24 protein-coding genes and 1 pseudogene are annotated in these 26,793 nt (G+C 67.6%); 18 read left to right on the top strand and 7 right to left on the bottom strand.

Annotated elements, in window-relative coordinates:
• The first annotated feature begins 199 nt into the window (after positions 1–199).
• Together AS181_RS00285 and AS181_RS00280 are read left to right on the top strand one after the other, a co-directional pair.
• Complete coding sequence (locus AS181_RS00285) at positions 200–1,300, top strand: hypothetical protein (RefSeq protein ID WP_058249632.1); 1,101 nt, start codon at positions 200–202, stop codon at positions 1,298–1,300.
• 65 nt (positions 1,301–1,365) lie between these two features.
• Entirely contained in the window at positions 1,366–2,874 is a 1,509-nt protein-coding gene (locus AS181_RS00280; protein ID WP_058249631.1) for an amino acid permease, read from the top strand.
• Positions 2,875–2,934: 60 nt separating this feature from the next.
• On the opposite strand, the gene AS181_RS00275 is transcribed toward AS181_RS00280, so the two are convergent.
• Positions 2,935–3,405, bottom strand: a complete 471-nt coding sequence (locus AS181_RS00275) for an SRPBCC domain-containing protein (protein WP_058249630.1) — start codon at positions 3,403–3,405, stop codon at positions 2,935–2,937.
• A 119-nt stretch (positions 3,406–3,524) separates the two neighbouring features.
• Between AS181_RS00275 and AS181_RS00270 the strand changes: the two genes are divergently transcribed.
• From AS181_RS00270 to AS181_RS00260, 3 genes are all read left to right on the top strand, one after another.
• Positions 3,525–3,941 (top strand): TIGR03668 family PPOX class F420-dependent oxidoreductase, encoded by a 417-nt coding sequence (locus AS181_RS00270; RefSeq protein ID WP_058249629.1) that lies wholly within the window; start codon positions 3,525–3,527, stop codon positions 3,939–3,941.
• Positions 3,942–4,179: 238 nt separating this feature from the next.
• Entirely contained in the window at positions 4,180–5,703 is a 1,524-nt protein-coding gene (locus AS181_RS00265) for an SLC13 family permease (protein WP_442902762.1), read from the top strand.
• Positions 5,704–5,826: 123 nt separating this feature from the next.
• A complete protein-coding gene (locus AS181_RS00260; RefSeq protein ID WP_058249628.1) occupies positions 5,827–6,486 on the top strand; it encodes an NADPH-dependent F420 reductase in 660 nt (219 codons plus the stop codon).
• A gap of 37 nt (positions 6,487–6,523) precedes the next feature.
• Here AS181_RS00260 and AS181_RS00255 read toward each other — a convergent pair whose 3' ends face one another.
• Entirely contained in the window at positions 6,524–7,291 is a 768-nt protein-coding gene (locus AS181_RS00255; RefSeq protein WP_396275658.1) for a LysR family transcriptional regulator substrate-binding protein, read from the bottom strand.
• A 41-nt stretch (positions 7,292–7,332) separates the two neighbouring features.
• Here AS181_RS00255 and AS181_RS00250 point away from each other — a divergent pair, with 41 nt between their 5' ends.
• Positions 7,333–7,722, top strand: a complete 390-nt coding sequence (locus tag AS181_RS00250) for a DUF5997 family protein (protein ID WP_058249924.1) — start codon at positions 7,333–7,335, stop codon at positions 7,720–7,722.
• Positions 7,723–7,777: 55 nt separating this feature from the next.
• On the opposite strand, the gene AS181_RS00245 is transcribed toward AS181_RS00250, so the two are convergent.
• The gene (locus tag AS181_RS00245) at positions 7,778–8,386 is read right to left on the bottom strand and encodes a TetR/AcrR family transcriptional regulator (protein WP_058249626.1); all 609 of its coding nucleotides are present in this window, start codon (positions 8,384–8,386) and stop codon (positions 7,778–7,780) included.
• Between the two features lie 90 nt (positions 8,387–8,476).
• Here AS181_RS00245 and AS181_RS00240 point away from each other — a divergent pair, with 90 nt between their 5' ends.
• The 10 genes from AS181_RS00240 to AS181_RS00195 all read left to right on the top strand — a co-directional run bounded on the left by AS181_RS00240 (position 8,477) and on the right by AS181_RS00195 (position 20,657).
• On the top strand, positions 8,477–9,652 hold the full coding sequence (locus AS181_RS00240) for a DUF418 domain-containing protein (RefSeq protein ID WP_058249923.1): 1,176 nt from the start codon (positions 8,477–8,479) through the stop codon (positions 9,650–9,652).
• A 99-nt stretch (positions 9,653–9,751) separates the two neighbouring features.
• Positions 9,752–10,273: a hypothetical protein gene (locus AS181_RS00235; RefSeq protein WP_058249625.1), complete on the top strand. Its 522-nt coding sequence runs from the start codon at positions 9,752–9,754 to the stop codon at positions 10,271–10,273.
• A 165-nt stretch (positions 10,274–10,438) separates the two neighbouring features.
• The gene (locus AS181_RS00230; RefSeq protein WP_058249624.1) at positions 10,439–12,643 is read left to right on the top strand and encodes an MMPL family transporter; all 2,205 of its coding nucleotides are present in this window, start codon (positions 10,439–10,441) and stop codon (positions 12,641–12,643) included.
• Positions 12,644–12,680: 37 nt separating this feature from the next.
• Positions 12,681–13,367 (top strand): TetR family transcriptional regulator, encoded by a 687-nt coding sequence (locus AS181_RS00225; RefSeq protein ID WP_058249623.1) that lies wholly within the window; start codon positions 12,681–12,683, stop codon positions 13,365–13,367.
• A gap of 10 nt (positions 13,368–13,377) precedes the next feature.
• Complete coding sequence (locus tag AS181_RS00220) at positions 13,378–14,595, top strand: phosphatase PAP2 family protein (RefSeq protein ID WP_175404241.1); 1,218 nt, start codon at positions 13,378–13,380, stop codon at positions 14,593–14,595.
• Between the two features lie 340 nt (positions 14,596–14,935).
• Positions 14,936–16,210, top strand: coding sequence for an ABC transporter substrate-binding protein (locus tag AS181_RS00215; protein WP_171011606.1), 1,275 nt, complete (start codon positions 14,936–14,938; stop codon positions 16,208–16,210).
• A gap of 126 nt (positions 16,211–16,336) precedes the next feature.
• Positions 16,337–18,340 carry an ABC transporter permease gene (locus tag AS181_RS00210; protein WP_058249621.1) on the top strand — a complete coding sequence of 668 codons (2,004 nt, stop codon included), beginning with the start codon at positions 16,337–16,339 and terminating at the stop codon, positions 18,338–18,340.
• A complete protein-coding gene (locus AS181_RS00205) occupies positions 18,333–19,157 on the top strand; it encodes an ABC transporter ATP-binding protein (protein WP_058249620.1) in 825 nt (274 codons plus the stop codon). The genes AS181_RS00210 and AS181_RS00205 overlap by 8 nt, the downstream gene beginning before the upstream one ends.
• Positions 19,154–19,930, top strand: a complete 777-nt coding sequence (locus AS181_RS00200; protein WP_058249619.1) for an ABC transporter ATP-binding protein — start codon at positions 19,154–19,156, stop codon at positions 19,928–19,930. Before AS181_RS00205 ends, AS181_RS00200 begins: the two co-directional genes overlap by 4 nt.
• A 55-nt stretch (positions 19,931–19,985) precedes the next feature.
• Positions 19,986–20,657, top strand: coding sequence for a TetR/AcrR family transcriptional regulator (locus AS181_RS00195; protein ID WP_396275660.1), 672 nt, complete (start codon positions 19,986–19,988; stop codon positions 20,655–20,657).
• Between the two features lie 45 nt (positions 20,658–20,702).
• On the opposite strand, the gene AS181_RS00190 is transcribed toward AS181_RS00195, so the two are convergent.
• The gene (locus AS181_RS00190; protein ID WP_058249617.1) at positions 20,703–22,190 is read right to left on the bottom strand and encodes a cryptochrome/photolyase family protein; all 1,488 of its coding nucleotides are present in this window, start codon (positions 22,188–22,190) and stop codon (positions 20,703–20,705) included.
• Positions 22,191–22,366: 176 nt separating this feature from the next.
• On the opposite strand from AS181_RS00190, the gene AS181_RS00185 reads away from it, so the two are divergent.
• The gene (locus AS181_RS00185; RefSeq protein WP_058249616.1) at positions 22,367–23,002 is read left to right on the top strand and encodes a hypothetical protein; all 636 of its coding nucleotides are present in this window, start codon (positions 22,367–22,369) and stop codon (positions 23,000–23,002) included.
• Here AS181_RS00185 and AS181_RS00180 read toward each other — a convergent pair.
• Positions 22,954–24,190 (bottom strand): annotated as a pseudogene (locus tag AS181_RS00180) (oxygenase MpaB family protein). The gene AS181_RS00185 and the pseudogene AS181_RS00180 overlap by 49 nt on opposite strands.
• Positions 24,191–24,310: 120 nt before the next feature.
• Between AS181_RS00180 and AS181_RS00175 the strand changes: the two are divergent.
• Entirely contained in the window at positions 24,311–24,901 is a 591-nt protein-coding gene (locus AS181_RS00175; protein ID WP_058249615.1) for a TetR/AcrR family transcriptional regulator, read from the top strand.
• 9 nt (positions 24,902–24,910) lie between these two features.
• On the opposite strand, the gene AS181_RS00170 is transcribed toward AS181_RS00175, so the two are convergent.
• Both AS181_RS00170 and AS181_RS00165 read right to left on the bottom strand, forming a co-directional pair.
• Positions 24,911–26,491 carry an MFS transporter gene (locus AS181_RS00170; protein WP_058249614.1) on the bottom strand — a complete coding sequence of 527 codons (1,581 nt, stop codon included), beginning with the start codon at positions 26,489–26,491 and terminating at the stop codon, positions 24,911–24,913.
• Positions 26,492–26,577: 86 nt separating this feature from the next.
• A complete protein-coding gene (locus AS181_RS00165; RefSeq protein WP_058249613.1) occupies positions 26,578–26,772 on the bottom strand; it encodes a hypothetical protein in 195 nt (64 codons plus the stop codon).
• Between the last annotated feature and the right edge of the window lie 21 nt (positions 26,773–26,793).

Below are 26,793 nucleotides of genomic sequence, written 5' to 3'. Positions count from 1 at the left end.
ACGAGCACGATGGTGTCACAGGTGTCGCGCAGGTCGGCGAATGAGGAATGAGCCCAGCGGCTCTAACTCGATCTCGGCGCACACGAAACGTTTCTCCGTACCCATTCTCGGACGCGATCGAAACCGCGCGGCCGGCGTGCAATCATCGAACGAGTTGGGCCGACGCCACAGTCGGTCCTCGTCATCCCAGGACGCACACATGCATCTGCCCGCGATGAGAACTCCGATTCTGGTGCTGAGCATCGGCCTGCTCCTGAGTTGGCTGCTGCCGCCGCCCGCTCATGCGGCGCCCAACCGGGTCGATGCCACTCCGGCTGGGTTGACCCTTGATGGACGCCAGTGGTGGCCATCCGGATTCGACGCCTACCAGCTGGCCACCGATTGGTCGGTGAATGCCGGATGCGGAGCGATGGTTGATCTCGACGACTATTTCGCCGCCTTACCTCCGCATTCGCTCACCCGCTTCAATCTGTTCGCTCAACTGGCCGTGAACAAGTACACCCAAAAATTGGATTTCGGGCCGATGGATGCCGTCTTCGACGCCGCCGCACGGCACGATCAGATGGTCTTGCCTGTCCTCGCGGCCGCCGATGGCGCATGCGAGAGCAGAGTTTTCAAGGAACGGGACTGGTACCGATCCGGCTGGCGAACCGTCGCCGGCGCGGGCGGACTCACGTTCGAGCAGTGGGTCAGGACGGCAGTGGGACGCTGGAAGAGCAGGTCGGCCCTGGCGGGATGGGAATTGGTGGGTGAACCCGAACCGTCCATCTGTGGCGATCAGTCGTGTGGATGGCAGCAGCGGTCGTGCCCGGTCGACGCCGCGCGCGTACTGCGGTCGTTTTTCGGCAGCGCAGGCGCGATGGTCACCCGACTGCACGGCGGGGCGGTGATCTGGTCCGGCTTCACCGGCGGTGGCCAGTGCGGCATCGCCGGGCCCGACTACCAGTACGTCGCCGGCTCCCCGTACGTGGACGTCCTGGACTATCACGACTACGGTGCGGACGGTGTCGCGCTCCCCGGGGATCAGTGGAACGGACTGGCCGAACGTCTACGCCAGGCACGCGTAGTCGGAAAACCCCTCGCGGTGAACGAGATCGGCCAGCATGCCGGCTCATGCGGTTCGACATCCGAGCGCGCCGACGACTTCCGGACCAAGGTCGCCGGTCAGCGGGCGGCCGGGACGGCAACCGCACTCTTCTGGGCATTCGTCCCGGACCCGAGGCACGACCAGTGCACCTACGACATCGGTCCCGGTGACCCGGTGCACGAACTGGTCTCCGAACTGACAAGCCTCGATTGAGGGTCAGCACTCGGGCAACAGTTCAATACCCGGCCGACGGGCCGACCGGCCGTTAGACTCTGCCGATGTCCAGTCCCCTGGGGATCACCCCCGACGAGTCGCTGCGCAAGGGACTTCAGAGTCGTCACATCAGCATGCTCGCGCTCGGCGGTGCCATCGGCACCGGCTTGTTCGTCGCCTCGGGCGCCACCATCTCCGACGCGGGCCCGGGTGGCGCCATCCTGGCGTATCTGCTGATGGGCTGCATGGTCTTCTTCCTGATGCAGAGCCTCGGCGAGATGTCGGCGTACATCCCGTGCAGCAACCCGTTCGAGGAGTACGGAAAGCGCTTCGTGTCCAAGTCCTTCGGCTTCGCAGCCGGGTGGAACTACTGGCTCAACTGGTCGGTCACCTTGGCCGCCGAGTTGGTGGCCGCCGGGCTGATCATGAAGTACTGGGCACCCGACGTGCCGTCGTGGATCTGGTCGGTCGTGTTCCTGGCGGGTCTGCTGGCGCTGAACCTGTTCGCGGTCAAGGCATTCGGCGAAGCCGAGTTCTGGTTCGCGGCGATCAAGGTCATCGCGGTGGTCGTCTTCCTCATCGTCGGCGTGCTGCTGATTCTCGGTGTCGTCGGCGACCGTCCGTCGCCGGGCTTCAGCAACTGGACGATCGACGACGCTCCGTTCGTGGACTTCCCGCTCGGCATGCTGTCGGTCTTCCTCATCGCCGGTTTCGCATTCCAGGGCACCGAGATGATCGCGGTCGCCGCCGGCGAGGCGGTCGAACCGAAGACGGCGATTCCACGCGCCGTGCGCACCGTCTTCGTGCGCATCCTGCTGTTCTACATCGGCACCCTGACCGTCATCGCGTTCCTGATCCCGTACACCGACCCCAATCTGCTGAATGCGTCCGAGGAGAACATCGCAATCGCCCCGTTCACCCTCGTGTTCTCCGACGCGGGGATCGCGGTGGCGGCATCGATGATGAACGCCGTGATCCTGATCGCGATCCTGTCGGCGGGCAATGCGAGCCTGTTCGCGGCAACCCGCGCGTTGTACGGCCTGTCGGTGCAGGGCAACGCCCCACGTGTGTTCGGCTGGGTCACGCGATCAGGAGTGCCACTCCTCGCCGTGGCCGCGACGACGGCCATCGGCGCCCTCTGCTTCCTGGCGAGTCGGGTGGGCGACGGTCGCGCGTATGTGTGGCTGGTCACCGCCTCGTCGGTGGCGGGCTTCATCACGTGGATGGGTATCGCGTGGGCCCACTATCGTTTTCGTCGGGCGTGGCAGGCGCAGGGTCTGGACCTCGGCAGACTCCCCTACAAGGCCTGGCTCTACCCGGCCGGCCCGATCATCGCGTTGCTCATGTGTGTTGCAGTCATCGCGGGGCAGAATCTCCCGGCGATCCGCGACGGATCCGCGGGGAATCTCGAACTCTGGCTCACCGCCTACGGCGCACTGTTCGTGTTCCTCGCTCTGTGGTGGGGCCACAAGGTGATCACGCGCAGCCCGACCGTCGACCTGCTCACCGCCGATCTGTCACCCACATCGGCTGCGTCGGCGCATCGCGATCCGGATCCGGACCTCGTCGGCTGACCGGTTCGTCGGGCGATCGGGGTGGGGCGCCGGGGCTCGCTCAGTCGCTGACCTCGCCGATCAGCCGACAAGTTCGGCGATGTGGTTCAACGAGTTACGCAGATGGTCGTCGGCGAACGGCGGGAACTCGATGTACTCGCGGATGTGGGTGGGTACGGCCGACCAGTCGTAGGTCAAGGTGAGCTCGGTGGACGACTCCCCCACCGGCACCAGGTCGTACCGCCATGTCCAGCCGCCGAATTCGAGCTCCCCGGAGTCGTTGCGCTGCCCTGGTTGCCACGCTATCGCCGACCGCGGTTCGATCACCTCGACCCGGTTCTCCATCAGGTAGTCACCATCCGGATGGTTGGAGTGGTACATGTTCATCCGGAAGAGCTGGCCCACCTCCCGCAGCGGCGTCGTGTCGACTGCGTCCCGAACCCAGCCGGTGCCGTCGATGGCCTGGTGTGTGCGGGGGTCGGCGAGCGCCGCGAACACCTCATCGGGTGTGGCGGAGATCGTGCGGCTGACGGCAACGTTCTCGTGCGTCATGGTGCTGCCCTTTCGGGTCGGGTCCCCCGGATCGGGGATCGGACACAGAGGTGGACCCGAACCGGCGCCCGTACTCATCGGTGACCTTGTTCCCCACGAGTGCGTGTCATCCTCGTGAGATGGACCTGCGCCTGACTCGGGAACGTTTCGCCGCCGCCCGGTCGGTCACGCTCGCCACCGTGTCACCCTCCACCAAGCCGCACCTGGTCCCCGTCGTGGGCGCACTCGACGACGACGTCATCTACACGTGCGTGGATCACAAGCCGAAACGAACCACCGCACTCCGTCGTCTCGCCAACATCGCGGACAACCCCGCGGTGTCGCTCCTGGCTGACATGTATTCCGACAACTGGGATGGACTCTGGTGGGTGCGGGTCGACGGCCGGGCACATGTCGTCGACGCCGGTGAATCCGTCGGCAGTCACGGCATCGACACGCTGGCCGGGAAGTACCCGCAGTATCGACTCCGACGGCCCGATGGACCGGTGATCGTCGTGGAGTCTCTGACGTGGCACAGCTGGTCGGCCACCTCATAGGCACGTCGGCGGGGGTGGTTTCGGGCAATTCCGGCGCGTTCCTCGATAGGCTGGCTGCCACGCAGGCATACCGAGGAGGTTCCCGATGGTGCAGCGCAGCGGCGAACGGCCACGCGACAACCGGTCCGAATCACCGGGCTCGGCCGGCCGAGTCTCCGGATCGCCTGACCCACAGCAGGACTTCGACGAGATCGACCACCAGTCGGCGGGTGAGCGCGCCGACGAGGTGGAACCGAAGATGCGACGTCGGCAGTGGATCGGACTCCTTGCCGGCGTAGCACTCGCGGCCCTCGTCTACGTGATCCTGCCCGCCGAAGTCGGGCAGGGAGCCCGGCTCACGGCGGCGACCGCAGTTCTCATGGGCCTCTGGTGGATGACCGAGGCGATACCCATCCCCGCAACCGCGCTGCTGCCGCTGGTGATCTTCCCGGTCTTCGGCTCAGACGAAGCAGGCGAGTCGATCTCGGTGAACGACGTCGGCGCGGCCTACGGAAACAACGTCATCTTCCTGTTCATGGGCGGCTTCATCATCGCCCTCGCGATGCAGCGGTGGAATCTGCACCGCCGCATCGCCCTGGTCACGGTCTCGGCGATGGGCACCAAGCCGCCGATGGTGATCGCGGGCTTCATGATCGCCACCGGATTCCTCTCGATGTGGGTGTCCAACACCGCAACCGCCGTGATGATGATCCCGATCGGCGTGTCGGTCCTGGCGCTGGTTCTCGACCTCGGCAAGGAATCGGGCACCGACGCGCCCGGGCCGAAGGCCACCGACACCGACGAACCGGTGGACGGTGAGACCCTCACCCAGGCGGTCATCAAGAGCAACTTCGGCACAGCACTGATGCTCGGCATCGCCTACGCCGCATCCATCGGCTCGTTGGGCACGATCATCGGCACCCCGCCCAACACCCTCCTGGTCGGGTACCTCGAGGGCGAAGGCATCGACATCGGGTTCCTCGAGTGGATGATCGCCGGCGTCCCGCTCGCCGTCATCTTCCTCGCCATCGCGTGGTTCCTGCTCACGCACGTCCTGTTCAAGCCGGAGACCGACGACATCCCCGGCGGCCGGCGCATCATCCGCGATCAGCTCGACGGCCTCGGCTCGATGTCGCAGGGCGAGATCCGGGTCGCCGCGATCTTCGGCCTCACCGCACTGGCGTGGATCGCGGTCCCGCTGATCTGGGACGAGAATCCGCCAATCTCGGACACCGGCATCGCGATGACGGCGGCGATCCTGCTGTTCCTGCTGCCCAGCGGCTCCAAACCCGGTGTGCGCCTGCTCGACTGGGAGACCGCGATCAAACTGCCATGGGGCGTGCTGCTACTGTTCGGCGGCGGCCTCGCCTTGTCCCAGCAGTTCGAGTCCAGCGGACTGACCGCCTGGATCGGCGACGTGGCCGCCGGGCTCGACACGATCCCGGTCATCGTGCTGGTGGTCATCGCGGCGACCGCGATCATCTTCCTCACCGAGATCACCAGCAACACCGCGACAGCGGCAACATTTCTCCCGGTCGCCGGAGGCGTGGCCATGGGGATGGGTCTCGACCCCCTGGTGCTCACGATCCCCGTCGCCCTCGCCGCGACCTGCGCATTCATGCTCCCGGTGGCGACCCCACCGAACGCGGTGGCCTACGCCAGCGGGTACGTCACCATCGGCCAGATGATCCGTGGCGGGCTCTGGCTCAACCTCATCGGGATCGTGCTCATCACCCTCGCCGCCTACACGGTGTTCGCCTGGTCTCTCGGCATCGCGTACTGACCCACGACTCGACCGGGCCCGGTCGAGTCGCTCGTCACCCTCCCGCCGACCACGGGAATGCACCGAACCGACGGATCCGTTGCGCGAAGGGTCAACAACGTCGTCGAACAAAGAGGTGCAGTTGTGAAGATCGGGATCATCGGAGCGGGATTCATCGGCGGGACGCTCACGCGTCGTCTGACATCGTTGGGACACGAGGTGCGGGTGGCGAACTCGCGCGACCCGGAGACGCTGGCCGAACTGGCCTCCGAGACCGGCGCCACCGCGGTATGGGCCGCCGACGCCGCGAAGGACGCCGACCTGGTGATCGTCAGCATCCCGCAGAAGAACACCCCCGACCTCGCGCCGGGCATCCTCGACGCCCGCAAGCCCGACGCCCCGGTGATCGAGACCAACAACTACTACCCCCAGCAGCGCGACGGCAAGATCGAGGCGATCGAAAACGGTACCCCCGAGAGCGTCTGGGTGTCGGAACTGCTCGGCGTCCCGGTGTACAAGGTGTTCAACGGGATCTACTGGAAGCACCTGCTGAACAAGGGCGTACCCGCGGGCACAGAGGGCCGTATCGCGCTGCCGATCGCCGGCGACGATACGGCGGGCAAGGAGATCGTGTTCCGCGTGGTCGACGAACTCGGGTTCGACCCGGTCGACGCCGGACCGCTCGCCGAGTCGTGGCGGCAACAGCCGGGAACGCCGGTGTACGGCAAGGATTTCGGCGTCGACGACACCCTCAAGGCGCTCGCCGAGGCGTCGCCGGAACGCACCGCTGAGTGGCGCGCCTGACGCACCCTCCCGAGGGGCGGCACGCCACGGCGTGGGGTCACCGGCGCTTCGGGCGACCGGGCCCCCGACGAGCACTCTTGCCGGGGATCTTCCCGGCCGCCTCGCGTGCCGCCCTCTTCGCCGCCGCCTTCTCCTTCGCCGACCGTTTGGGCGCCTCGTCGGTCCGCCCCCGCGACGACGTCGCCTTGCGGCCGCGCACGATGCCGATGAACTCATCGGCCAATTGAGTTGTGGGAGCAGGCCACAGGAGTCCGACGGACCCGGTCGGGGCGTCGGTGACCGGTCGATACACCAGGTCCTTGCGGTGATGCAGGCGCGCCAGCGACTGCGGCACGAGCAGTACGCCGACGCCGGCCGCAACGAGTTCGACTGCGTCACCGGTGGTATCGGGCCGATGGTCCACCGCCACACCCGGGCGCTCGGAAACGGCCAACGGCTCGTCCAGCGGCCACAGGAACTGCTCGTCGGCCAGATCAGCCAGGGTCATCTCGTCGCCGGCGGTCAGGGCGTGGCCCTTCGGCACCACGACGACCGTCGTCTCCTCGTACAGGTCGATCGTGTGATGTTCCCGCGCATCGCCGGACCGCAGGGCATCGGGCAATCTGGTGATCGCCATGTCGACGCGCCGCTCCCCGACCTCCTCGGCACAGTCCGCGACGTCGACGGCGACGAGTTCCAGCGGGACGTCGGGACGCCGCTCGGCCCAGATCCTGACCCACTTGCTCGGCGTGACCCCCGGAACGTACGCCAGTCGGAAGACAGGGGCCTCGCCCGCTGCGTGAACGTCGGGTGTGGTCACGCCCAAAGGCTACCGCCCGATACCCTCGTCGAATGAGCTCGCAGTCGATGAAGCCGGCCACCGCCGCCAAGAAGCTGGACGTGTACCTGCCGGCCACTCCTGCGGAGTTCCAGCAGGGCCCCATCACCCGGGCCGAACTCGCCGCCCTCCAGACCGACCCGCCGGAATGGCTCCGCACGCTTCGCGCCGACGGCCCGCACCCGAAGAATCTGGTCGCGGCGAAACTCGGCATCTCGAACTCGGGTCTGGTTCGCGGCGGCATCACCGAGGCACTCACGACGGCGCAGATCGACGACCTCCTCGCCGAGATGCCGGATTGGCTGGCCGCCGAACGCGCCACCCAGATCGAGGTCCGTCGCGAGGAGCGGCGCGTCAAGTCGCTGCATGCCGACCGACGACGCGCCCGCGAAGAGGGTGACACGGACCCGGAGAGTTAGTCCTCCGACCGGTCCGCAGCAGCACAACGGTATCCGCCCGACAGCGAGTATCGCTTCACTGCAACGTCTCTCGGCTCTCGGCCGCCAGCCCTGTCAGATGCTCCCGGAGCACGCGCTGCGCGCGAGCCGGCGGATCCGTGTCGGCGAGGAGCAGGTGCATCGCCAGACCGTCGACAAGGGCGTGTACCGCGATCGCATGAGAGTCGAGATCGCGGCCGGCGCCGATCAGCCCGTGCTCGCCGAGGACGCCCAGCACCGTCCGACAGAGTGAACGCAAACCGTCGTGGGCCTCACGCGCAGCATCCGCGAGACCGGGATGTGCCACCGACTCGGTCACCATCGCGAGGTTGACGTGCATCTCGACGCGCCGCTCGTCGTCCAGCGGTAGGACCTCGGACAACACGGCTTCGGCCCAGCGGAGCGGATCGCGGATGCGGTCGTGCTCGCGGATGCGGAGCGCCACCCGTTCATAGATCAGGCGCATCGAGAACTCGAGCAGCTCTTCCTTGTCCGCGAACACGTGTCGAAGCGAGCCCACCGAGATGTTCGCCTCGGCCGCCACCTCGCGGACCGATACTCCGGATGCGCCTTCGCGCAACACGATCCGCCACAGGGCCTCGGCTATCTCGGCGCGTCGCCCGTCCCGGTCGATCAACTTGGGCATTGACCCATGCTAGTACACCCGTGCTACCTTGACTTCGAGTTTTGATAGCACGGTTGTGTCAGCAAAAAAGTGGCACAGAACGGAGACACGATGGCGACCCGACACGCGGCGTTGGACGTCCTGCGCGGCATCGCGATTCTGGGCACCCTCGCCACCAACATCTGGATCTTCACCAACCCGGAGGGGTTGATCGGCTACATCCAGGGCGCCTACCGGGCCACCGGCTCCTGGGCGGTGGCCGAGGACCTCCTGCAGCAGCTCGCCCAGGGCAAATTCCTCGGTCTGCTCACGATCATGTTCGGAATCGGGCTGGCCATCCAGCAGCGGTCGGCTGTTCGACGAGGCCGGCCCTGGCCGGGACGGTACTACTGGCGAGCCGCGCTGCTGTTCGTCGACGGCGTGATCAACTACTTCCTCTTCACCGAGTTCGACGTCCTCATGGGATACGCGGTCACCGGCCTCATCGTCGCCTACCTGCTGTCGATGCGACTGCGTCGCCAGTACGTAGCGATCGCGATCGCTGCGTCGACGCACCTGGCGCTGCTGGGGCTGCTGAGCTGGGCCCTTCTCGCCGCGCCCGCCGCATCGAGTCCGGGCGCCGGGCTGTCCCCGAACCCCTACGCAGACGGCAGCTTCGTCGACCTCGTCGCTTTTCGCGCCGAGAACTTCCTGATGTTCCGTGCCGAGGTCCTCTTCATCCTGCCGATGTCGATCGCGCTCTTCCTCATCGGCGCGGCCCTGCTGCGCGCCGGCGTCCTGGAACCGCGCGGCGTCCGGCTTCGGCGACGCCTGATGGCCGTCGGGCTGGGGATCGCCCTACCTCTCGACTTCGCCGTCGGACTGGCCGGTGGCGATGCCGGACTCGTCGTGGGGCGGTACGGGTTGGCGCCGGTCGTCGCACTGGGGTTGCTCGCATGGGTCGCCGGGTACTACGCCGACGGCCGCTCTCCCGGGCGGTGCGGCCGCGCGCTGACACCGGTCGGTCGAATGGCGTTGTCCTGCTACGTGTTACAGAACGCGATCGCGGGTGCCGTCTGTTACGGCTGGGGCCTGGGGCTCGCGCAACATCTCGACGGCTCGACGCTGGTCCCCGCCACGGTGTCCCTGTACCTGGGCATCGCCGTGGTGCTCATGCTGTTCTCCCGCTTCTGGCTCAGCCGGTTCGAGCGGGGCCCTCTCGAATGGCTGTGGCACCGAAGCTACGACCGCATCACCACTTCCGCCGACCGGCGAATGTCACCCGAACGAGTGGACTACCCGCGGTGACGGCTGCTCGACCGCAGGTCAGCGAGCTGACCGGGATGGGTTAGCCATCCCCGCCGCGGGGTACCCGACGCGCACCATCATCCGACCGAGGAGTGAGTCGTGGACACCGCCATCTGGATCATCATCGCCGTCGTCGTCGTGATCGTCATTCTTGCGCTCGTGTTGCTGCTTCTTCGTCAGCGAAAGGCACGCCGACGGGTTCAAGCCGAGGAGATCAGGCAGAACGCCACGCAACAGGTCTCGACCGTCCGCCACCGCGAGGCCGTCGCCGAGGAGGCCGACGCCCGGGCACGGAAAGCGCAGGCCGAAGCCGACGCCAAGGCCGCAGAGGCCAAGCGGCTGCAGGAACAGGCACGCCACCACCAGGGACACGCGGCCGAGTCGCGGCACGAGGTCGAAAGCGAGTTCGCCCGTGCGGACCGTCTCGACCCCGATGTCCGACGGAACGCGGATGGACGGGACACCGAGGGACAGGGCGCCGACGGGCGTGGTGCGGACGGGCGGGACGACCCGAACACCGCAGGCCGGCACGCCGGTCAGCCGTCGAACAACCCGATCGATCCGCGTCACCGCCCGGACGCCGATCCCCGCGGACACCAGACGCCGCCGAACGCCCGCTGACGAGACCCTCTCGCAAGCGACGCCGGCCACACCTGCAGCGCGGTGTGACGGAGCCCGCTCCCAAAAGTGGTACTCAGTCCCGAGTGTTAGTGGGTACCATTTCTCTCGTCATCTGCGCCGGGACCTTCGGGGGCCGGTCTTCCGCAGCACCAGAGGGGTCCACGCATGGCGTCGTTTCTGTTCAAGCTCGGAAGCTTCTGCTTTCGCCACAAATGGTCGGTGATCGCGGCCTGGCTGGCTGCGCTCATCGCGGTCGCCGGACTGGTCGGCGCACTCCAGCCCAAGTTCGCGCAGGACTTCAGCCTTCCCGGCACCGACTCGGGGGTTGCCACCGAACAGGTCGAGCAGTACTTCCCACAGGTCATGGCCCAGCAGGAACAGGCGTCGACGAGCATCCTCGTCGCTGCCGAGGACGGGCTGCAGAACCACACCACGCAGCTGAACGAACTCGCCGCGGCCCTCCGCGGACTCCCCGACGTGATCGAGCCGCAGACTGTCGTCAACCCGCTGACGGTTGCGGCCGCTGAACCAGCACTCGCAGCGCAGGTCGTCGGCGACAACGGTCGGGTCGGCCTCTTCCAGGTTCGCCAGGACATCCCGATCCTCGACCTCACCGTCGAGAACAAGGAAGAACTCGTCTCGATCCTGGACGAGTTCTCCGTCGACGGTCTGCAGGTGGAGGCAACCGGGTCGCTGATGCAGGTGATGGAAGCCGGCGGCACGGCCGAACTGCTCGGTTTCGCCGTCGCCTTCGTCGTGATGATCGTGGCGTTCGGAGCTCTCATCGCCGCCTTCATACCTCTCGTCACCGCGATCGTCAGTGTCGGCATCACCATCCTGCTGCTCACGCTGTCGGCCGAGGCTCTGTCGATCAACGAGTCCGCCACCGCCATCGTCACGATGCTCGGCATCGCCGTCTCCATCGACTACGCGCTGTTCATCGTGTCCCGGTACCGCGCGGAACTACTCCGCGGCGGCGCGCCATCAGACGCCATCGGCCGAGCCGTCGGCACAGCCGGGTCGGCGGTGGTTTTCGCCGGCCTCACCGTGATCGTGGCGGTGGTGGCCCTCATGGTGATCGGCATCCCGATCATCACTCAGATGGGCGCGGGTGCCGGCGTCGCCGTGTTCATCGCGGTGCTGGCTGCTCTGACCCTCATCCCCGCCATTCTCGGCGCGTTCGGGCGATTCGCCTTCCTACCTCGAATCCCCTGGATCAAGCACGCCGTGGAATCCGAGGACGACACTATGGGCGTCAAGGTCGGGCGCACCGTCGTCAAGTGGCCCATCCCGTTCATCGTGATCGGCCTGCTGGCGCTCGCGGCCGCGGCCATCCCGGCAACCAAGCTGGAACTCGGTCTGTCGCTGTCCAGCGAAGCCGAAGCACCCGCGCAGGAACTGCTGAGCCGCGGTTTCGGTGAGGGCATCAACGGCCCATTGCTCGTCGTCGTGCACGACGAGGACGGCGCGATCAACGCCCCGGCCGAGGAGACCGTGCGGCACATCGCAACCCTGAGTGATGTCGCCAACCCCGAGGGGCTCACCTGGACGGGCAACCGAGCAGGCGACACCGCGCTCATCATGGTCACCCCGGAGAGCGCGCCGTCGTCAGCCGCCACACACGACCTCATGGAGCAGATCCGCGCCTTTGCACCAACGGTCGAGAACCGTGGCGCGGAACTCCACGTCGGCGGTCAGACAGCCATCATGTCCGATCTCTCCCAGAAACTCGACGATGCACTCATCCCCTACCTGGTCGTGGTCGTCGGTCTCGCATTCCTGATCATGATCGGCGTCTTCCGGTCGCTCTGGGTCCCGCTCATCGGCACCCTCGGATTCGTCTTCTCGGTCCTGGCGACCTTCGGCGTCACCGTGGCGATCTTCCAGGAGGGCTGGCTGGGATTGATCACCCACACGCAGCCGATCATCTCCTTCCTACCGATCTTCCTCATCGGCGTGGTGTTCGGGCTCGCGATGGACTACCAGGTGTTCCTGGTGACCCGAATGCGCGAGGAGTTCATGCACGGCTTGTCGGCCAAGGAGGCGATCGTCGCCGGTTACCGGCACGGAGCCCGGGTGGTCACGTCGGCGGCGATCATCATGATCAGCGTCTTCGCGGCGTTCATGCTCTCCCCGGAGACGACCGCCAAGATGATGGGTTTCGCGCTGGCCGCGGCAGTGTTCTTCGACGCCTTCGTGATCCGCATGCTGGTCGTACCCGCGGCGATCGCGTTGCTCGGCGACCGGGCCTGGGGCCTCCCGCGCTGGCTCGACCGCTTCGTGATCAACTTCGACATCGAGGGCGAAGCAGTCCGCCATCGTGGGCTCGAGGAACCGGACGACACCAGGTCCCCGGTCCCGGCGAGTTGATAAGCCGCACAATCCTTCTGACAAGAAGTGAGCACGTATGGGCAACTGCCTGACTGTGCACGCCGGCTCCGACGCCCCGGAACCCGCACCGGGGCGTCGGATGGGCCTGCGTGAACAGAACAAACTGCGCACCCGCAACGCCATCCGGCAGGCGGCGATCACCCTGATCGCCGAGCAGGGGTACGCCAAGACCACCGTCGAGCAGATCGCCGAGGCCGCCGGCGTCTCACACACGACGTTCTTCCGCTACTTCCCGTCGAAGGAACAGGTGGTCGTCGGAGACGAGCACCTGCATGCCGAGGCGCACGCGATCGTCGAGTCCATGCCGCCCGGCCTCAGCCACTTCGATCTCATCCGGCGCCTGATGACCGAGCTGCACCGCCTGACGGTCGACGACCCCTGGGTCGGCAATCCGCTCCGCATGCAACTGATCCGCACCGAGCCGTTGCTGCAGAAGACCTTTCAGGTCGAGTCCGAGCGCATGATCTCGGACATGACCCAGCTCATCGCCGACTACTTACGGATCGCGCCCGACGACTTCCGGCTCAAGGTGTTCCTCGACGCGGTGGCCGGGGTGACCTTCCATCTGGCCACCGAGTTCGACGACAACCGGGAGATGCCCCAGCTCGAGACGACCCTGCGCGCGCTCGATCTGCTCGAGCAGGGGTTGCCGGTCGGGTCGACGCACCCGTCTGACCGTTCGTCCCGCGAACATTCCCTCTAGGATTCAGAGCGTGATCTCGGACAGCGTGGCCCGACCGCGAACGACAACCCGGCTTGCCTCGTCGCTCATCGCGCTCGCGGCGTCGGTCGCCGTCGCCCTCTCGCTCGCGGCATCGGCCCAGGCCGCGCCGGCCAAGCCGACCCCGACGCCCTTCCCGGTGACCGACATCGCGCGGCTCTACGCCTCGGACATCTCGTCGTATCCGGGCGGCGTGTACCTGCAACCGGTCGAGACCTTCACCGCCCTGCGCCGCGATCACCCCGAGGTGATGGCCCGCAATCTCGAGACGGCGGTCGCGATCAACCAGTCGGCGGCCGGCAACCCGGGACTGCAGCGCCGAGCGCTCGCCGACGCACACGACGATCCGCTCTGGACGATGTCCGATGCCTTCGGCGACCGGCTCGGACGGGATTTCCGGAACGCCCTCGCCGCCGATCGCCTCCCGAAGACCACGGCCCTCTTCAGCGACTACCTCGCCCGCGCCGGTGGGCTCGCGAACGCGACGCTCGTCGAGAAGTACGTGTTCGGGTACGAGCGGCCGTTCATCGTCGCACCCGAGCGGATCCGCAAGTACATGCGCGCCGGAGCCAGCGAATACGACGCGCTGGTCAGCAACCCGTCCTTCCCGTCCGGCCACACCAGCCTGTTCTTCTGGCGGGGCACCCTGTTCGCGTCGATGCTCCCGGAACTCGCGCCGCAGTTCCTCGCCCGTGCCTCGGAGGGTGGATATCACCGCATCGTGCTGGGCGTGCACTACCCGCTCGACGTGATCGGTGGAGCGATCGTCGGGCAGGCCGCCGCCGCCGATCGCTGGAACGACCCGCAGTTCCGCCGGCTCCTCGCCGCGTCTGCCACCGAGATCCGCAAGGAACTCGAATGGCGTTGCGGCGCAGCCCTCTCGGTGTGCATCGCGCGTGACACGCCCTACGCCACCGATGCCGCGGCCCAGACGATCTACGCCCAGCGCATGACCTACGGATTCGGACGCGTCTCGTCGCCGACACATCCGATGGTGGTGCCCCGACAGGCCGTCGAACTGATCGCCGGGGCGTACCCGCGACTGACCGACGAGCAGCGGCGTCAGGTCCTGGAACAGACCGCGTCGCCCGCGGGATATCCGCTCGACGACCAGCGTCCCGGCCGCGCCTCCTGGCAGCGCCTGGACCTCGTCCGTGCTTACACCGCCGACGTCACGGTCGGCCGCGACGGTCGGGTGACCGTCCACTGAGGACCGCCCTGACCTGCTGGTAACTGAATCGTTTGTCCCACTGCCCGTTGCGAACTCGTTCGTGACGGGCAGTGTCGTGCCATGTGGTCCACTGTGTGTCCAGTTTCGCCGAACAGCTTGACACCGGCGTAAGGGTATGGCTACTTTTCGAGTGGCCCACATCACATCCGACGTGGACTCACCGCCTTGACCAGGGCGGACGGTGCCGGAATCGCGGACCCAGACACAGCGCTGGGTCGATGAACTCAATCCTTCTAAGCCCCGCCGGGGCGATGTCGCCGTGCCCTCTCGCAGGGCGGTTCCGTCGTGCCCGGAGATCATCGGGAAAGGCAGTCGAAACATGCGTTGGTCGAATTCACGCAGGAGAGCCGGACGGTTGGCGGCGGTCGCCGTCGCCGCGGCGTGCATCTTCTCGGTCGTGTCGTGCAGCAGCGACGACGGCGGATCGTCGGACGGCTCCGCCGCGGATGCCAGCGGCACCAAGGCGTCGGGCGAGGCGATCAAGGTGGGGTTGTTCAACCCCACCAAGGGCCCCGCCACCCAGGGTGGCGTGACCACCGGCAAGGACGCCGCCCTGGACTACATCAACAACCAGATCGGCGGCATCGGGGGCCGGCCCGTCGAGATCGTCGACTGCGGAATCGACCAGACCGCACCGGAATCGACGGTGTCGTGCGCCAACCAGTTCGTCGAGGCCGGCGTGGTCGCCGCGATCGACGGCTACAATGCCGAATCCGCCTCCGCGGTGCCGATTCTCACCTCGGCCGGCATCCCGCTGGTCGGCCAGATCCCGTTCAACACCTCCACCGGCGCCTCGGCGGAGAACCGCGTGTACTTCGGTCCGCCACCCGCCGCGTTCCTCGTCGGTTTCATGCAGCAGCTCAAGGCCGCGAACAAGAACTCGCTGACGCTGGCGAATGCCGATCTCCCTCAGGCACATCAGGTCTTCGACGGTTTGATGAAGCCGCTCGGCGCCCAGCTCGGCATCGACGTCAAGTCGGTCTACTACCCGCCGACCGGCCCGAACTTCACCTCGCTGGCCACCACCCTGGCCGAGGGCAACCCCGCCGCGGCCGGCCTGATGACCTCACAGAACGACAACGTGTGCACCAAGCTCGCGCAGTCGCTGCGGTCGGTGAACTACGAGGGCACCATGTTCATGGCGGCCTGCACCGACTTCATCGACACCATGGGTGCGCAAGCGGTTGGCGCACAGACCTACTCACCGATCTGGCAGCCCCCGGCCATGGACTCCGCACCGGAGCCGGCCAAGGCGAATCTCGGGATCGCCCAGAAGTTCATCGACGAGCAGGGTGGCACCGGCGGTTTCTACGCCTACGGCACCTTCGCGACCCTCGCCGACTTCGCGATCACGCTCAACAACGCCAAGGTCACCGATTTCACCGGCCCGAACGTGCTCGGTGCGCTCAAGGCAGTCACCGACTACCAGTCGTTCATCGGCCCGAAGCTCAACTGCGGTAAGCCGACCACGCCGAACTGCACCACCGAGATGCTGCTGTTCGACGTCGTCGCCGAGAAGAAGACCGAACCCGCCACCGGCGGCTTCATCACCCCGCTTCCGGCTGCGCTGCAGCGCATCCCGGGCGCTTACTGACACGGGTCGCTGGTGTGGCGGGGTGGTCACCCACCCCGCCACACCCGGCTCTGCTCCCCGATCCGAACGCTCCGCATCCTCACACGCGCGTGAGATCCGTACGCGCCGAACGAATGAGTACGCCACATGGGCCAGTTCCTCCAGTTCGTCTTCCTCGGACTATCCGCCGGTGCCATCTATTCGGTGCTCGCGTCGTCCCTCGTGGGCATCTATGCCGCCACCGGCATCATCAACTTCGCGCAGGGCGCCATCGGCCTCTACTCGGTCTATCTCGTCGCCGCACTGCGCACCGACGGCAGTCTCGTCCTGCCCATCGGCACACTGAAACTCGGGAGTGAGTCCGACCCCACCTCGATGGAGTTGGCACTGGTCCTCGGCGTGCTCAGCGCGGTCGTCTGGGCCCTGCTCGCACACGTACTCATCTTCCGGCCGCTCCGCTCGGCCCCGGTGCTCGCCCAGGTCGTCGCCTCGGTGGGACTCATGCTCTTCATCCAGGCGCTCGTCCATCTCCGCTTCGAGACCGAGAACCTCTTCGCCGAGGCCATCCTGCCGGAGGACACCGTCGACATCGCCGGCGCGGTCGTCAACGTCTCGGACCTGATCCTGGCCGGCGTCGCCATCGCCATCTCACTGGTGCTGTGGGCCTACTTCCGGCTCACCACCCTGGGCGTCGCCACCCGCGCGGGCTCCGAAGACGAACTCGCCGCCCGACTGTCGGGTTACTCCCCGGACCGCCTCGCGGCGATCGTGTGGGCACTCACCGGTGCGGCAACCGGTCTCATCGTCGTCCTGGCGTCCTACACCATCGGACTCACCGAGACCAGCTACACCTTCTTCGTCATCCCGGCCCTGGCCGTCGCCCTCGTCGGCCGGCTCACCTCATTCGGGATCGCCTGTGCCGCAGGTCTTGTCCTCGGCGCATTCCAGTCCACCATCACGTGGCTCACCACCAAGGACTGGTGGCCGGAATGGGCGCAGGCCGGCCTCGGTGACGCCGTTCCGTTCGTCATCGTCGTCATCGCCCTCTTCCTGCTCGGCGGTCGGATCCCGTCGCGCGGCTCGCTCGGCGAGGTGCGCATGCCCGCGGTCCGGATCCCCCGCATCCGGCTGATCCCGACCGTCGTCTGCATCGCGGTGGTCGTCGTGGCGATCCTCCTCACGTCCGGCAGCTGGCGGTTCGGCGTCGTCACCTCGGTGATCCTCAGCCTCATCGCATTGTCGTTGGTCCTGCTCACCGGTTACCTCGGCCAGATCTCGCTGGCCAGCATGGCCTTCGCCGGCGCGGCCGGGTTCGCCCTGTCGAAGCTGACGACCAACTGGGATGTGCCGTTCCCGTTCAGCATGATCTTCGCCGCCCTGATCGCGACCGGCCTCGGTGTCCTGGTGGGCGTGCCCGCACTCCGGATCCGCGGCGCCCAGCTGGCCGTCGTGACATTGGCCGCGGCCCTGGCCATCCAGAGCTTCGTCTTCAACAACCCGGCAATCACGTCCTTCGAGGGCAACCTCATCGCGGACCCGACGATCTTCGGCCTCGACCTCGGGGTGCGCGACGGCACCAACCTGGTCACGATCCGGTTCTCGCTGATGGTCCTGATCGTCGTTGCCATCGCGACTCTCGTGGTGCTGCGTTTCATGGGCGGCTCGACCGGCCGGGCCTTCCTGGCCGTCCGCTCCAACGAGCGCGCCGCGTCGTCGGTCGGGATCAACGTCGCCGCAACCAAATTGCTCGGCTTCGCACTGTCGGCGTTCCTGGCCGGCATCGGCGGTTGCCTCATCGGTTACAGCCGCGGACAACTGTCGGCCGGCTCGTTCACGGTGATGATCGGGCTGACGCTGCTCGCGATGACCTACGTCGGCGGCATCACGTCGTTCGCCGGTGCGGTCCTCGCCGGCATCATCGGACCGCTGGGCGTGGGTTACGTGTTCCTCAACCAAACCCTCGCTCTCGGTGAGTACTACGAGCTCTTCGCCGCCGGCAGCCTCCTGCTGATGGCGGTGCTGAATCCCGTCGGCGTCGCGGGGGCCATGTCGGAGCTCGGCGAGAAGCTACGCGCCCACCGGCACAAACCGTCCCCCCGTCCGGAAGCGCCCGGCGCGGCACAGAACGCACAGGAGGGTGCACATGTCTGAGTCGACACTCGAGAAGCCGGCCACGTCGACGACACTCCTCGAGACGGGCGGGCTGTCGGTCCGGTACGGCGGCGTCAGCGCCAACTCCGACATCGACATCTCGGTCTCGGCGGGCGAGATCGTCGGACTGATCGGACCCAACGGCGCGGGCAAGACCACGTTCGTCGACGCGGTCACCGGATTCACCAAGGCCACCGGCACGGTGTCGTTGCGCGGGGAGAGACTGGACAAGGCGAGCCCCCATCGTCGCCGCCGGGCCGGCATGGCCCGGACGTGGCAGGCGGGCGAACTGTTCACCGACCTCACCGTCGAGCAGAACCTGGCCGTGGCGGTCCAGCCGGTCGGCCTGCGGGCCATGCTCGCCGACGTCCTCAACGGTTCCCGTCCGCCCGCCGATGTCATCTCGTCGGCACTCGAACTCGTCGGCCTGGCCGATGCCGCCGACCAGTTCCCCGGCGAGCTGACCCTGGGACAGCAGAAACTTGTCGGTGTCGCGCGGGCGTTGGTCGGCGGGACGCAACTCGTCCTGCTGGACGAGCCGGCCGCCGGACTCGACACCCACGAGAGCCGCGACTTCGGGACCGAACTCCGCCGGATCGCGGCGACCGGTATCGGCATCCTGCTCATCGACCACGACATGTCGCTCGTCCTCGACGTGTGCGACCGCCTGTACGTGCTCGACTTCGGCCGGGTGATCGCCAGCGGGCCCCCGGCCGCCATCCAGGACGATCCGGCGGTCATCTCGGCCTACCTCGGCAGTCCCGAGGTGGACCCGGACGCCGCCCCGACCGGACCCGACCCGAAGGAAACGCGATGAGCGCGCACGCCGCCCCCGGCCAGGCGACACCGGACCCGACGACACCGGATTCGACGACCCCGGTGTTGACGATCGACGACGTCACCGTCGGTTACGGCGGGGTTCCCGCCGTCCGCGGTCTCAGCGCCGCCGTCCGTCCCGGCGAGATCCTCGCGCTGCTCGGTCCGAACGGGGCGGGCAAGACGACGAGTCTGCTCGCCGCGGTCGGTGCCCTCGGACTGATGTCGGGCACGGTGACCGCCCTCGGCGACCCCATCGACCGTCGCATCGAACGCAACGCGCGGCGCGGGATCACCCTGGTCCCCGACACCCGGGGCGTCTTCCACCGTCTGTCGGTGTCGGACAATCTCCGTCTCGCCAAGCGTCGTAACGGGCCCGACCTCGACACCGTCTACCAGTACTTCCCGAAGCTCAAGACGATGCGGGGCCGACGCTGCGGCAATCTCTCCGGCGGCGAACAGCAGATGCTCGCACTCGCCAAGGCGCTGCTGGCGGACCCGAAGGTCCTCCTCATCGACGAGCTGAGCCTGGGCCTGTCCCCGGTCGCGGTCCAGGACCTGCTGCCCCGGCTCCGGTCGATCGCCGACGAACACCAGATGGCTGTCGTCCTCGTCGAACAGCACATCGATCTCGCCCTCGGCATCGCCGACGCCGCCATCGTGCTCCATCACGGTCGGGTCGCGCTCTCGGCACCCGCGAGCGAACTCCGCAACCGGCGGGACATGGTCGAGGCGGCCTACTTCGGGCGCACCGTCGAGGACCGCGCCTCCTAGGGCCGCGCGGTCTGCAGGCGTACGGACGAGACGACGGAACCGGGACGACGTGGCCATCGGGGACGCAGACGATCCGGGGCGGACGGATGCCGGCGTCGCACGAGCGGCACGCAACACGCGCAACCGGCCCACCGACGACGAGTTGCTCGACGCCGCATGCGCAGTCATCGCCGAGGTCGGTGCCGAGCGCACCACGATGACCGCCATCGCCGAACGCGGCGGCACCACCCGGGTCACCCTCTACGCACACTTCGGGTCCCGCGACGAGCTGGTCAACCGGGTGATGACCCGCGAGCTCGACACGTTCACCTCGTTCATGTTCGAGGTGTACGACGCGAGTGAGGACATGCCGTACGGTGCCCGCGCCCGCTACTCGGTGCAGGCCCTGTTCGACTACGCCCGACGCCACCCGGCAGGTCTGCGTGTCCTCATCGGCCACCGGGAGGGCGGCAGTGACCGCCGGTTGTACGCCGCACTCGAACCCCGTATCGCCGCACGCCTACGCCAGAACTACGCCGAACGCGGCGCGCGGATCGCGGCCAGTGCCGACACCCTCGCGTCGCTCCTGCTGGGGATGAGCCTCGACGTCGCCCACCGCGCGCTGATCGTCGACGGCGCCGGCGTCGACGAGGCCTGCGACCTCGCGATCACCGCGACCCTCGCCGTGCTCCGCGACGTCCGCGCGGACCAGCTGCGCGCTCTCGACGAATCGCTCGGGCGGCGCTGAACCCGTGACCGGCGGTCGACACGGGCGCGCTCAGGACCGGGGCGGTCACCCCAGCCAGCGGCCGGCACGCCGGCTGTGGCCCGCCTTCGTCGCCGCGGGCAACCGGTCGTAGGCCCGGGCGAGGAAGTTCGACCGCGCATTGGCCTCGAAGACGTCCCGGTGGTCGCGAACGAACGTCCAGTACAGCCCGTCCCAGTCGGCGGTCCAGTCGCCGGGCGGTATGTCCGACATCTTCTTCAGATAGTTGCTGCCCGAGACGTAGGGCTTGGTGGTGATCGCCTCACCGGCCGCGAACTGACTCATCGCGTACACGTTGGGGACCATCACCCAGTCGTACGCGTCGACGAACATCTCCATGAACCACTCGTAGATCTGCTCTGGGTCGATGCGGAGCAGGCACATCGCGTTGCCCAGGACCATCAGTCTCTCGATGTGGTGGGCATACCCGTTGGCGAGAATCCGCCGGATGACGAAATCGACTGGTTCGAGCCCGGTCTCGGCGGTCCACCACCCGTCGGACAGCTTGCGATCGTGGCCCAGATGATTCCGGCTTCGGAGAACACGCCCGCGGGTCTCGTACGACGCCCGCATGTACTCCCGCCAGCCGATCAGCTGCCGCACGAACCCTTCGACGCTGGCCAGTGGGACGCGGTTACGTCCACCGGCCTCCAGCGCCCTTCTCAGCACCGTTCGCGGGCTCAGGAGCCCGGTGTTGAGTGCGGGCGTCAGCAACGAATGGAAGACGAACGGGTGCTCGGTGCTGATCGCATCCTCGTAGGGTCCGAACTCCGCGAACCGGTCGGCCAGGAACTGCTCGAGCATGGCCCGCGCCTCGTCGTGGGCGGTGGGCCAGGCGAAACCGTCGGCGTCGCCCGGGTTGTCGGGAAACTCGTCGGCCACCCAGGCGATCGCGGCGTCGACCTCGGTATGTCGCGCCGGCGGTGTCGGTTGCGGGACCTCACGGTTCTTCGGCAGTTTCTTACGGTTCTCGGTGTCGAAGCTCCACCGACCGCCCGCCGGTTTGCCGTCGTCGTCGACGAGGATGCCGAGCCGTCGTCGCTGCCAGGTGTAGAACTGCTGCATCCGCGGTCGCTTGCCGGCGAAGAACTCGTGGATCTGCGAACGGGTGGTGAGGAAGTTCGGACTCTCGGCGATGTCGTCGGCCGCGAGTGGACACCCGGCGTGCTGGAAGGCCGCCAGCAGGTCGCCCGTCAGCCAGTCGTCGACGACGTCGTACAGGTGAACCGACGCCGGGGCCCGGCGGGACAGGTACTCCACGAGCTGGTCGTGACTGGACTCCTCCGCGTCGGTCTCGAGCACGTCGACCTCGAAACCCCGGTCCCGCAGCCGGTCTGCGAACCTGCGCATACTCGCCCGGTGCAGGACGAGTTTCTGCACGTGGAACCGGTACTGCCGGAACATCAGATCGTGTTCGACGAGGACGAAACGGGTGCCGGGCTCCGCGTCGAGGTGCGACTCGAACAACTGATGCGGCAGCACCACGCGGACGACATCGCCGGACGGACCTGACATCGGCTCTCCTCTCGCCGCCGCTACACGCTCCCGACTTGGACGGCCCTCTCAAGGGCCGGACAAGTCGACCCCAAGTTCGCACCAAGCGCCCGGCGACATCCTGTCGTTCATCACCCGAACACCACGATGAGCCGCCGAAACCGGGCACCCGCCCACTCCAGACGATAGGAACCACGATGTCGCGCAGCACCGCCAGCTATTCGCACCCCTCCGACGATCGGATTGCCGAGTCCGGCGGCGACGTGCCGTCCGTGGACAAGCCCCTCTGGCAGCTGGGCCGGCGTGCGGTGGTCATCGCCGCCTGCGTGGGCTTCTCCGCGCTCGCGGCCTGCAGCGTCAGCGTCGGCACGCAGTCGATCGAAGAGGCCTCCGACATCGACGTGGGCGAGTGCCTGCAGATCGGTGCCGAAGCCGGCGAAGGCAAAGTCGAGGCGACCAAGGCCGAGTGCGAGGGAACCGAGGGGCTCACCTTCTACGCGGCCGACAAGGTCAGCACGTCGGCGGAGTGCGGCACCCCCAACACGTCCGCGCTCACCTTCGGCGAAGGCGACCAGAAGCTCTGCCTCACACCCAACTTCGCCGTCGACACCTGCTACCAGATCCCGATCGGCGGCGGCAAACTCGCCGACTACCGCGAGGTCGCGTGCGACGCCTCCCCCGCGGAGAGCACCATCCTCGCCAAGACCGTCAGCCGCGGTGCGGACTCCCTCACCTGCACCGAGGACGAGACGAAATGGGCCTTCACACAGCCGCTGTCGGTCAGTTACTGCTTGACCGAGGACGTCACGGCCGCGAGCCGATTCGACGGCTGAGCGGCGGCCTGCGGGCCGGGCGCCGCGTCGACGAGGTCGTGGGTGACGCGGTAGTCCTCCCGCATCCGCGCCATGGCGACATCCCGTGCGCGGTAGTACTTCTCGACGCGTGCTCGTGCCCGGCGGGCGCCGCCGACCCGCTGCGCCGAATCCGCCACCGCGAGAACCGGTCCGACCCGTCTCAGCAGATGTTTGAACCGGCCGTCGGGGATGCCGAGCGCGTCGGCGTCGGCGTCACCGATGAATACCCGCTGCAGTCCGTGCATGGTCTTCGTGGCCAGCCGGCGTCGCAGGGCCTGCGGCCCCGGGAACACCGCGGCCAGTTCGGGCACCAGATAGTCGTCGGTCAACGCGACCACGAAATCCCGGTCGTCGGGACCCGGCCCCGGCGAGGTCAGCCGATAGAGCTCTTCGATCCGGACGTGGTCGGCCTCGCAGACCGGGGAGCTCGGGGCTCATCCCGACCACATGCCCCACGTACCGCCACAGGTGATAGATGTCGTCGAGCTCGCGGTCGGTGAACCGCACCCCCAACTTGTGCATCGCGTCGATCGCGATGTGCCCGAACTCGGCGATCGTGAACGCCATGTACGGCTGCGGGATCGGCACGCCCCACGCGGTCTCGTCCCAGTCTCCGCGCGCGAGCAGCATGGACCGGACATGTGCGTGGATCATCCGGACCCGCACCGTGTACGCGAAACCGTCACCGCCACGGCGCATCCCGCCGGGCGTCAGTACCTGCCCCAGCCATTCACCGACCTCCACCGATCGCACCGCCGGCTGGGACACGTAACGCCCGGTGACCGCGAGTGGCTTGCCCGCGATCGTGTTTCCCGCCCCGCGGACCAGCGATGCCGCGCCGAGCACGATGCCCAGCGGTGCGGTGTTGACGACCAGCGCGTCGGCCGCGCGATTCATCCGATCATGATCGACCCAGTCGGGCTCGTCATCGAGGAACTCGAAGAGCGCGCGCAACGAGTCGGTCGCGTCGTCGACCGAGTCGATGCCGTTCTTCAGCGCCGCCCGCAGCACTGTCGTGGTCGGGCCGCCGGGTTGCCGGTCGGCGGCCACGGCGTCGGCGAGCGGGTCGGCGATCCACATCTGATCGAGCCAGTGACGGCCGGCCGTCCCGAACCGCTGCACGGCGAGGTCGGTGTTCACGAGGTCGGCAGGTGCGCTCCGTTCCATGGATCCATGAGAACACGAGCAATCCTCACTTACGATTCACTTTTGATGGCATCGTCGACAACTCCCAAAACCACCGCATCGCAACGACGCAAGGCACCCAAGCAGCAGCGCAGTCGTGAGATGAGGCAGCGCCTCCTCACGTCGGCGCTCACACTCCTGGAGCGTCGTCCCGGCCGACGGCCCACCACCGCCGAACTCGCCGACCACGCGCACGTCAGCATCGGGACGGTGTACCGCTACTTCGCCGACATGGACGCGATCGTCGAAGAACTGCGCCTCGCCGCCGTTCACGACATCACCGCCACCCTCGCGAGCGGGATCGGCCGGGCGATGGATCAGCAACCGGACACCGCGATGGTCACGGTGGTCGAGACCCTCGTGTCGTCATTCGAGTCACATGCGCCGGTCCTGCGCGCCTCGCTCGAGATCGGGGAACACGGCTTCGGCGACGCCTGGGCCGAGGTCGAGGGACCGCTCCTCCCGCTGGCGCGGATCCTGCCGTCGCGGATGAGGCCCGACCTCGACGATCAGGCGATCGACGAACTGGTGTTCCTCACCATGGGTGCGACCGCGAGTCTGTGCCTGCGCATAGCCCTGCAACGACCCCGCGACGCCGACCGGACCTCGCTCATCGCGATGGCGGCACGAATGTTGTTGGCGGCATTCGACTCACCGCCGTCGGCCAGTGCTGGTCGGATAAGTGCTGGCTGAGTCGGCGACTCAGAGGCTGCGCTGTTTCGCGTACTCCGCCATCGCCGTTCGCTCCGCCTCGTGTTTGGGGTAGAAGAAGAACACCACCGCCGCACCCACCACCACGATGGCGGCCGCCGCGCCGTAGGCGTTCTTGTCGCCCTGTACGAAGGCGTCGCGGGCCGCGGCGATGATCTGATCGGCGTACTGCGGATAGCGTTCGGCCAGGACCTCGGCACTCGAGAACGACTTCGTCAGCGCGGCTTCGGTCTGTTCGGTGACCTGATCGGCCTGCGGCGAACCGGAGATCGTGTTCTGCAACTGCTTCGCGTAACCCGCGGTGAGGATCGCGCCGAGGGTGGACTGCAGGATCGCGCCACCGAGGTCGCGTTGCAGATCGGACATGCTCGATGCCATGCCCGCGCGCTGCACCGGCACCGAACCGGTCAGCGACTGCGACGCCGGGGTGCCGGCGAGACCGACTCCCACCCCGACGAGGACGTAGACGAGGCCGACATGCCAGAAGTGGGCGTCCTCATCCCAGGTGAGCATCGCGAGCACCAGGCCGACGACGATGAAGGCATAACCGGACAGCAACGTGAACCGCGACCCCATGCTCTGCACGAGTTTGGCCGAGCGCGGGGCCACGATGATCATGGCGGCCGCCGCCGGGAGAATCGTGGCGCCGGCCGCCAGCGTCGAATAGCCGAGCACGTTCTGCATGTACTGCTGGCCGATGAACATCGCGCCCATGAGCGTGCCGAACACGATCAGCCCACCGACCGCCGCGACCCAGAAGGTGCGTCGGGCCGCGATCCGCAGGTCGAAGAGCGGCACCCGCACACGAAGCTGCCGCCAGACGAAACCCGCCCCTGCCAGCAGCGCGATCGCGGCCAGGATGTAGACCTGCAGTCGCTGATCGGAATTCGGGGCGAAGTTGATCGCCAGCACCAGCGAGCCCACCATCACGATGGACACGACGCCGCCCAGGTTGTCGACCACCGCCGCCTGGTCGCCGTTGTCGTCGGGCACCAGCCGCCACGCCGCGATCAGCGCGACGACGGCGAGCGGCAGGGTCACCAGGAACACCGAGTGCCAGGCCAGGATCTCGAGGAGTGCCCCGGACAGGACCGGTCCCAGCGCCGAGATCGCACCGCCGAATGCCGACCACGCGGCGATCGCCCGGACCCGTTTCGGCCCCGACCACAGTGCGGTGATCACCGCGAGGGTGGTCGGGAAGGCCAGGCCCGCGGCGATGCCGCCCACCAGACGAGCACCGAACAGGACCTCGACGTTGGGCGCGAAACCGGCGACGAGCGACGCCGGGATCGACAGGCACATGCCGATGACCAGCATCCGCTTGCGCCCGTGCCGATCTCCCAGCGCGCCGAAGTAGAGCACCGACGCCGCCAGGCCCAGCGAGTAACCGACCGCGACCAGATTCAACTGAGTCGAGCTCGCGTCGAGCGCCTTGCCGATGTCGGGTAGCGCGACATTCGCCACCGCGAGATTGATGTTGGCCACCCCGGCGACCAGGATCAGCGCGACCAGGATCGCCTTCGCCCGCTTGGGAGCCGTCCCCGCCTCGACCTCGGCCGTTGTCGACGTCATCGGGGAATCGTACGTGCGCGAGCGCCATCGGGCCGGGGATCGGGACGCTCCGGCACGAAATGGTCACGGACTCCCGTTTAATCAGATCAGAGGCAGACGCTGATGGTCACCGGCCCGATGGGGATGCCGAAGCAGATCGCCACCGAACCGACGGCCTGCACCGGCTGCACCGGCGCCGGCGCTGCGGAGGCGGCCGGCGCGGTGGCCAGTCCGATCGCGCAGACGGCACCGACAGCGGCCACCCCGACAGACGTACGACGCATGATCCCGGACATGTTCATGAGCAGCTCCCCTCGAGCTCG

Source organism: Gordonia sp. SGD-V-85, from assembly GCF_001456905.1.
Lineage (GTDB): Bacteria > Actinomycetota > Actinomycetes > Mycobacteriales > Mycobacteriaceae > Gordonia > Gordonia hongkongensis.
This window is presented reverse-complemented; position numbering and strand designations above follow the sequence as displayed.

Excerpts from the sequence above, each read along its gene's own strand:
- AS181_RS00185 (WP_058249616.1), top strand. The coding sequence starts at position 22,367 with ATGTCGCGCAGCACCGCCAGCTATTCGCACCCCTCCGACGATCGGATT.
- AS181_RS00200 (WP_058249619.1), top strand. The coding sequence starts at position 19,154 with ATGAGCGCGCACGCCGCCCCCGGCCAGGCGACACCGGACCCGACGACA.
- AS181_RS00270 (WP_058249629.1), top strand. The coding sequence starts at position 3,525 with ATGGACCTGCGCCTGACTCGGGAACGTTTCGCCGCCGCCCGGTCGGTC.
- AS181_RS00165 (WP_058249613.1), bottom strand. The coding sequence starts at position 26,772 with ATGAACATGTCCGGGATCATGCGTCGTACGTCTGTCGGGGTGGCCGCT.
- AS181_RS00230 (WP_058249624.1), top strand. The coding sequence starts at position 10,439 with ATGGCGTCGTTTCTGTTCAAGCTCGGAAGCTTCTGCTTTCGCCACAAA.
- AS181_RS00250 (WP_058249924.1), top strand. The coding sequence starts at position 7,333 with ATGAAGCCGGCCACCGCCGCCAAGAAGCTGGACGTGTACCTGCCGGCC.
- AS181_RS00205 (WP_058249620.1), top strand. The coding sequence starts at position 18,333 with ATGTCTGAGTCGACACTCGAGAAGCCGGCCACGTCGACGACACTCCTC.
- AS181_RS00240 (WP_058249923.1), top strand. The coding sequence starts at position 8,477 with ATGGCGACCCGACACGCGGCGTTGGACGTCCTGCGCGGCATCGCGATT.
- AS181_RS00190 (WP_058249617.1), bottom strand. The coding sequence starts at position 22,190 with ATGTCAGGTCCGTCCGGCGATGTCGTCCGCGTGGTGCTGCCGCATCAG.
- AS181_RS00285 (WP_058249632.1), top strand. The coding sequence starts at position 200 with ATGCATCTGCCCGCGATGAGAACTCCGATTCTGGTGCTGAGCATCGGC.
- AS181_RS00225 (WP_058249623.1), top strand. The coding sequence starts at position 12,681 with ATGGGCAACTGCCTGACTGTGCACGCCGGCTCCGACGCCCCGGAACCC.
- AS181_RS00215 (WP_171011606.1), top strand. The coding sequence starts at position 14,936 with ATGCGTTGGTCGAATTCACGCAGGAGAGCCGGACGGTTGGCGGCGGTC.
- AS181_RS00245 (WP_058249626.1), bottom strand. The coding sequence starts at position 8,386 with ATGCCCAAGTTGATCGACCGGGACGGGCGACGCGCCGAGATAGCCGAG.
- AS181_RS00265 (WP_442902762.1), top strand. The coding sequence starts at position 4,180 with ATGCGACGTCGGCAGTGGATCGGACTCCTTGCCGGCGTAGCACTCGCG.
- AS181_RS00275 (WP_058249630.1), bottom strand. The coding sequence starts at position 3,405 with ATGACGCACGAGAACGTTGCCGTCAGCCGCACGATCTCCGCCACACCC.
- AS181_RS00280 (WP_058249631.1), top strand. The coding sequence starts at position 1,366 with ATGTCCAGTCCCCTGGGGATCACCCCCGACGAGTCGCTGCGCAAGGGA.
- AS181_RS00175 (WP_058249615.1), top strand. The coding sequence starts at position 24,311 with ATGAGGCAGCGCCTCCTCACGTCGGCGCTCACACTCCTGGAGCGTCGT.
- AS181_RS00210 (WP_058249621.1), top strand. The coding sequence starts at position 16,337 with ATGGGCCAGTTCCTCCAGTTCGTCTTCCTCGGACTATCCGCCGGTGCC.
- AS181_RS00170 (WP_058249614.1), bottom strand. The coding sequence starts at position 26,491 with ATGACGTCGACAACGGCCGAGGTCGAGGCGGGGACGGCTCCCAAGCGG.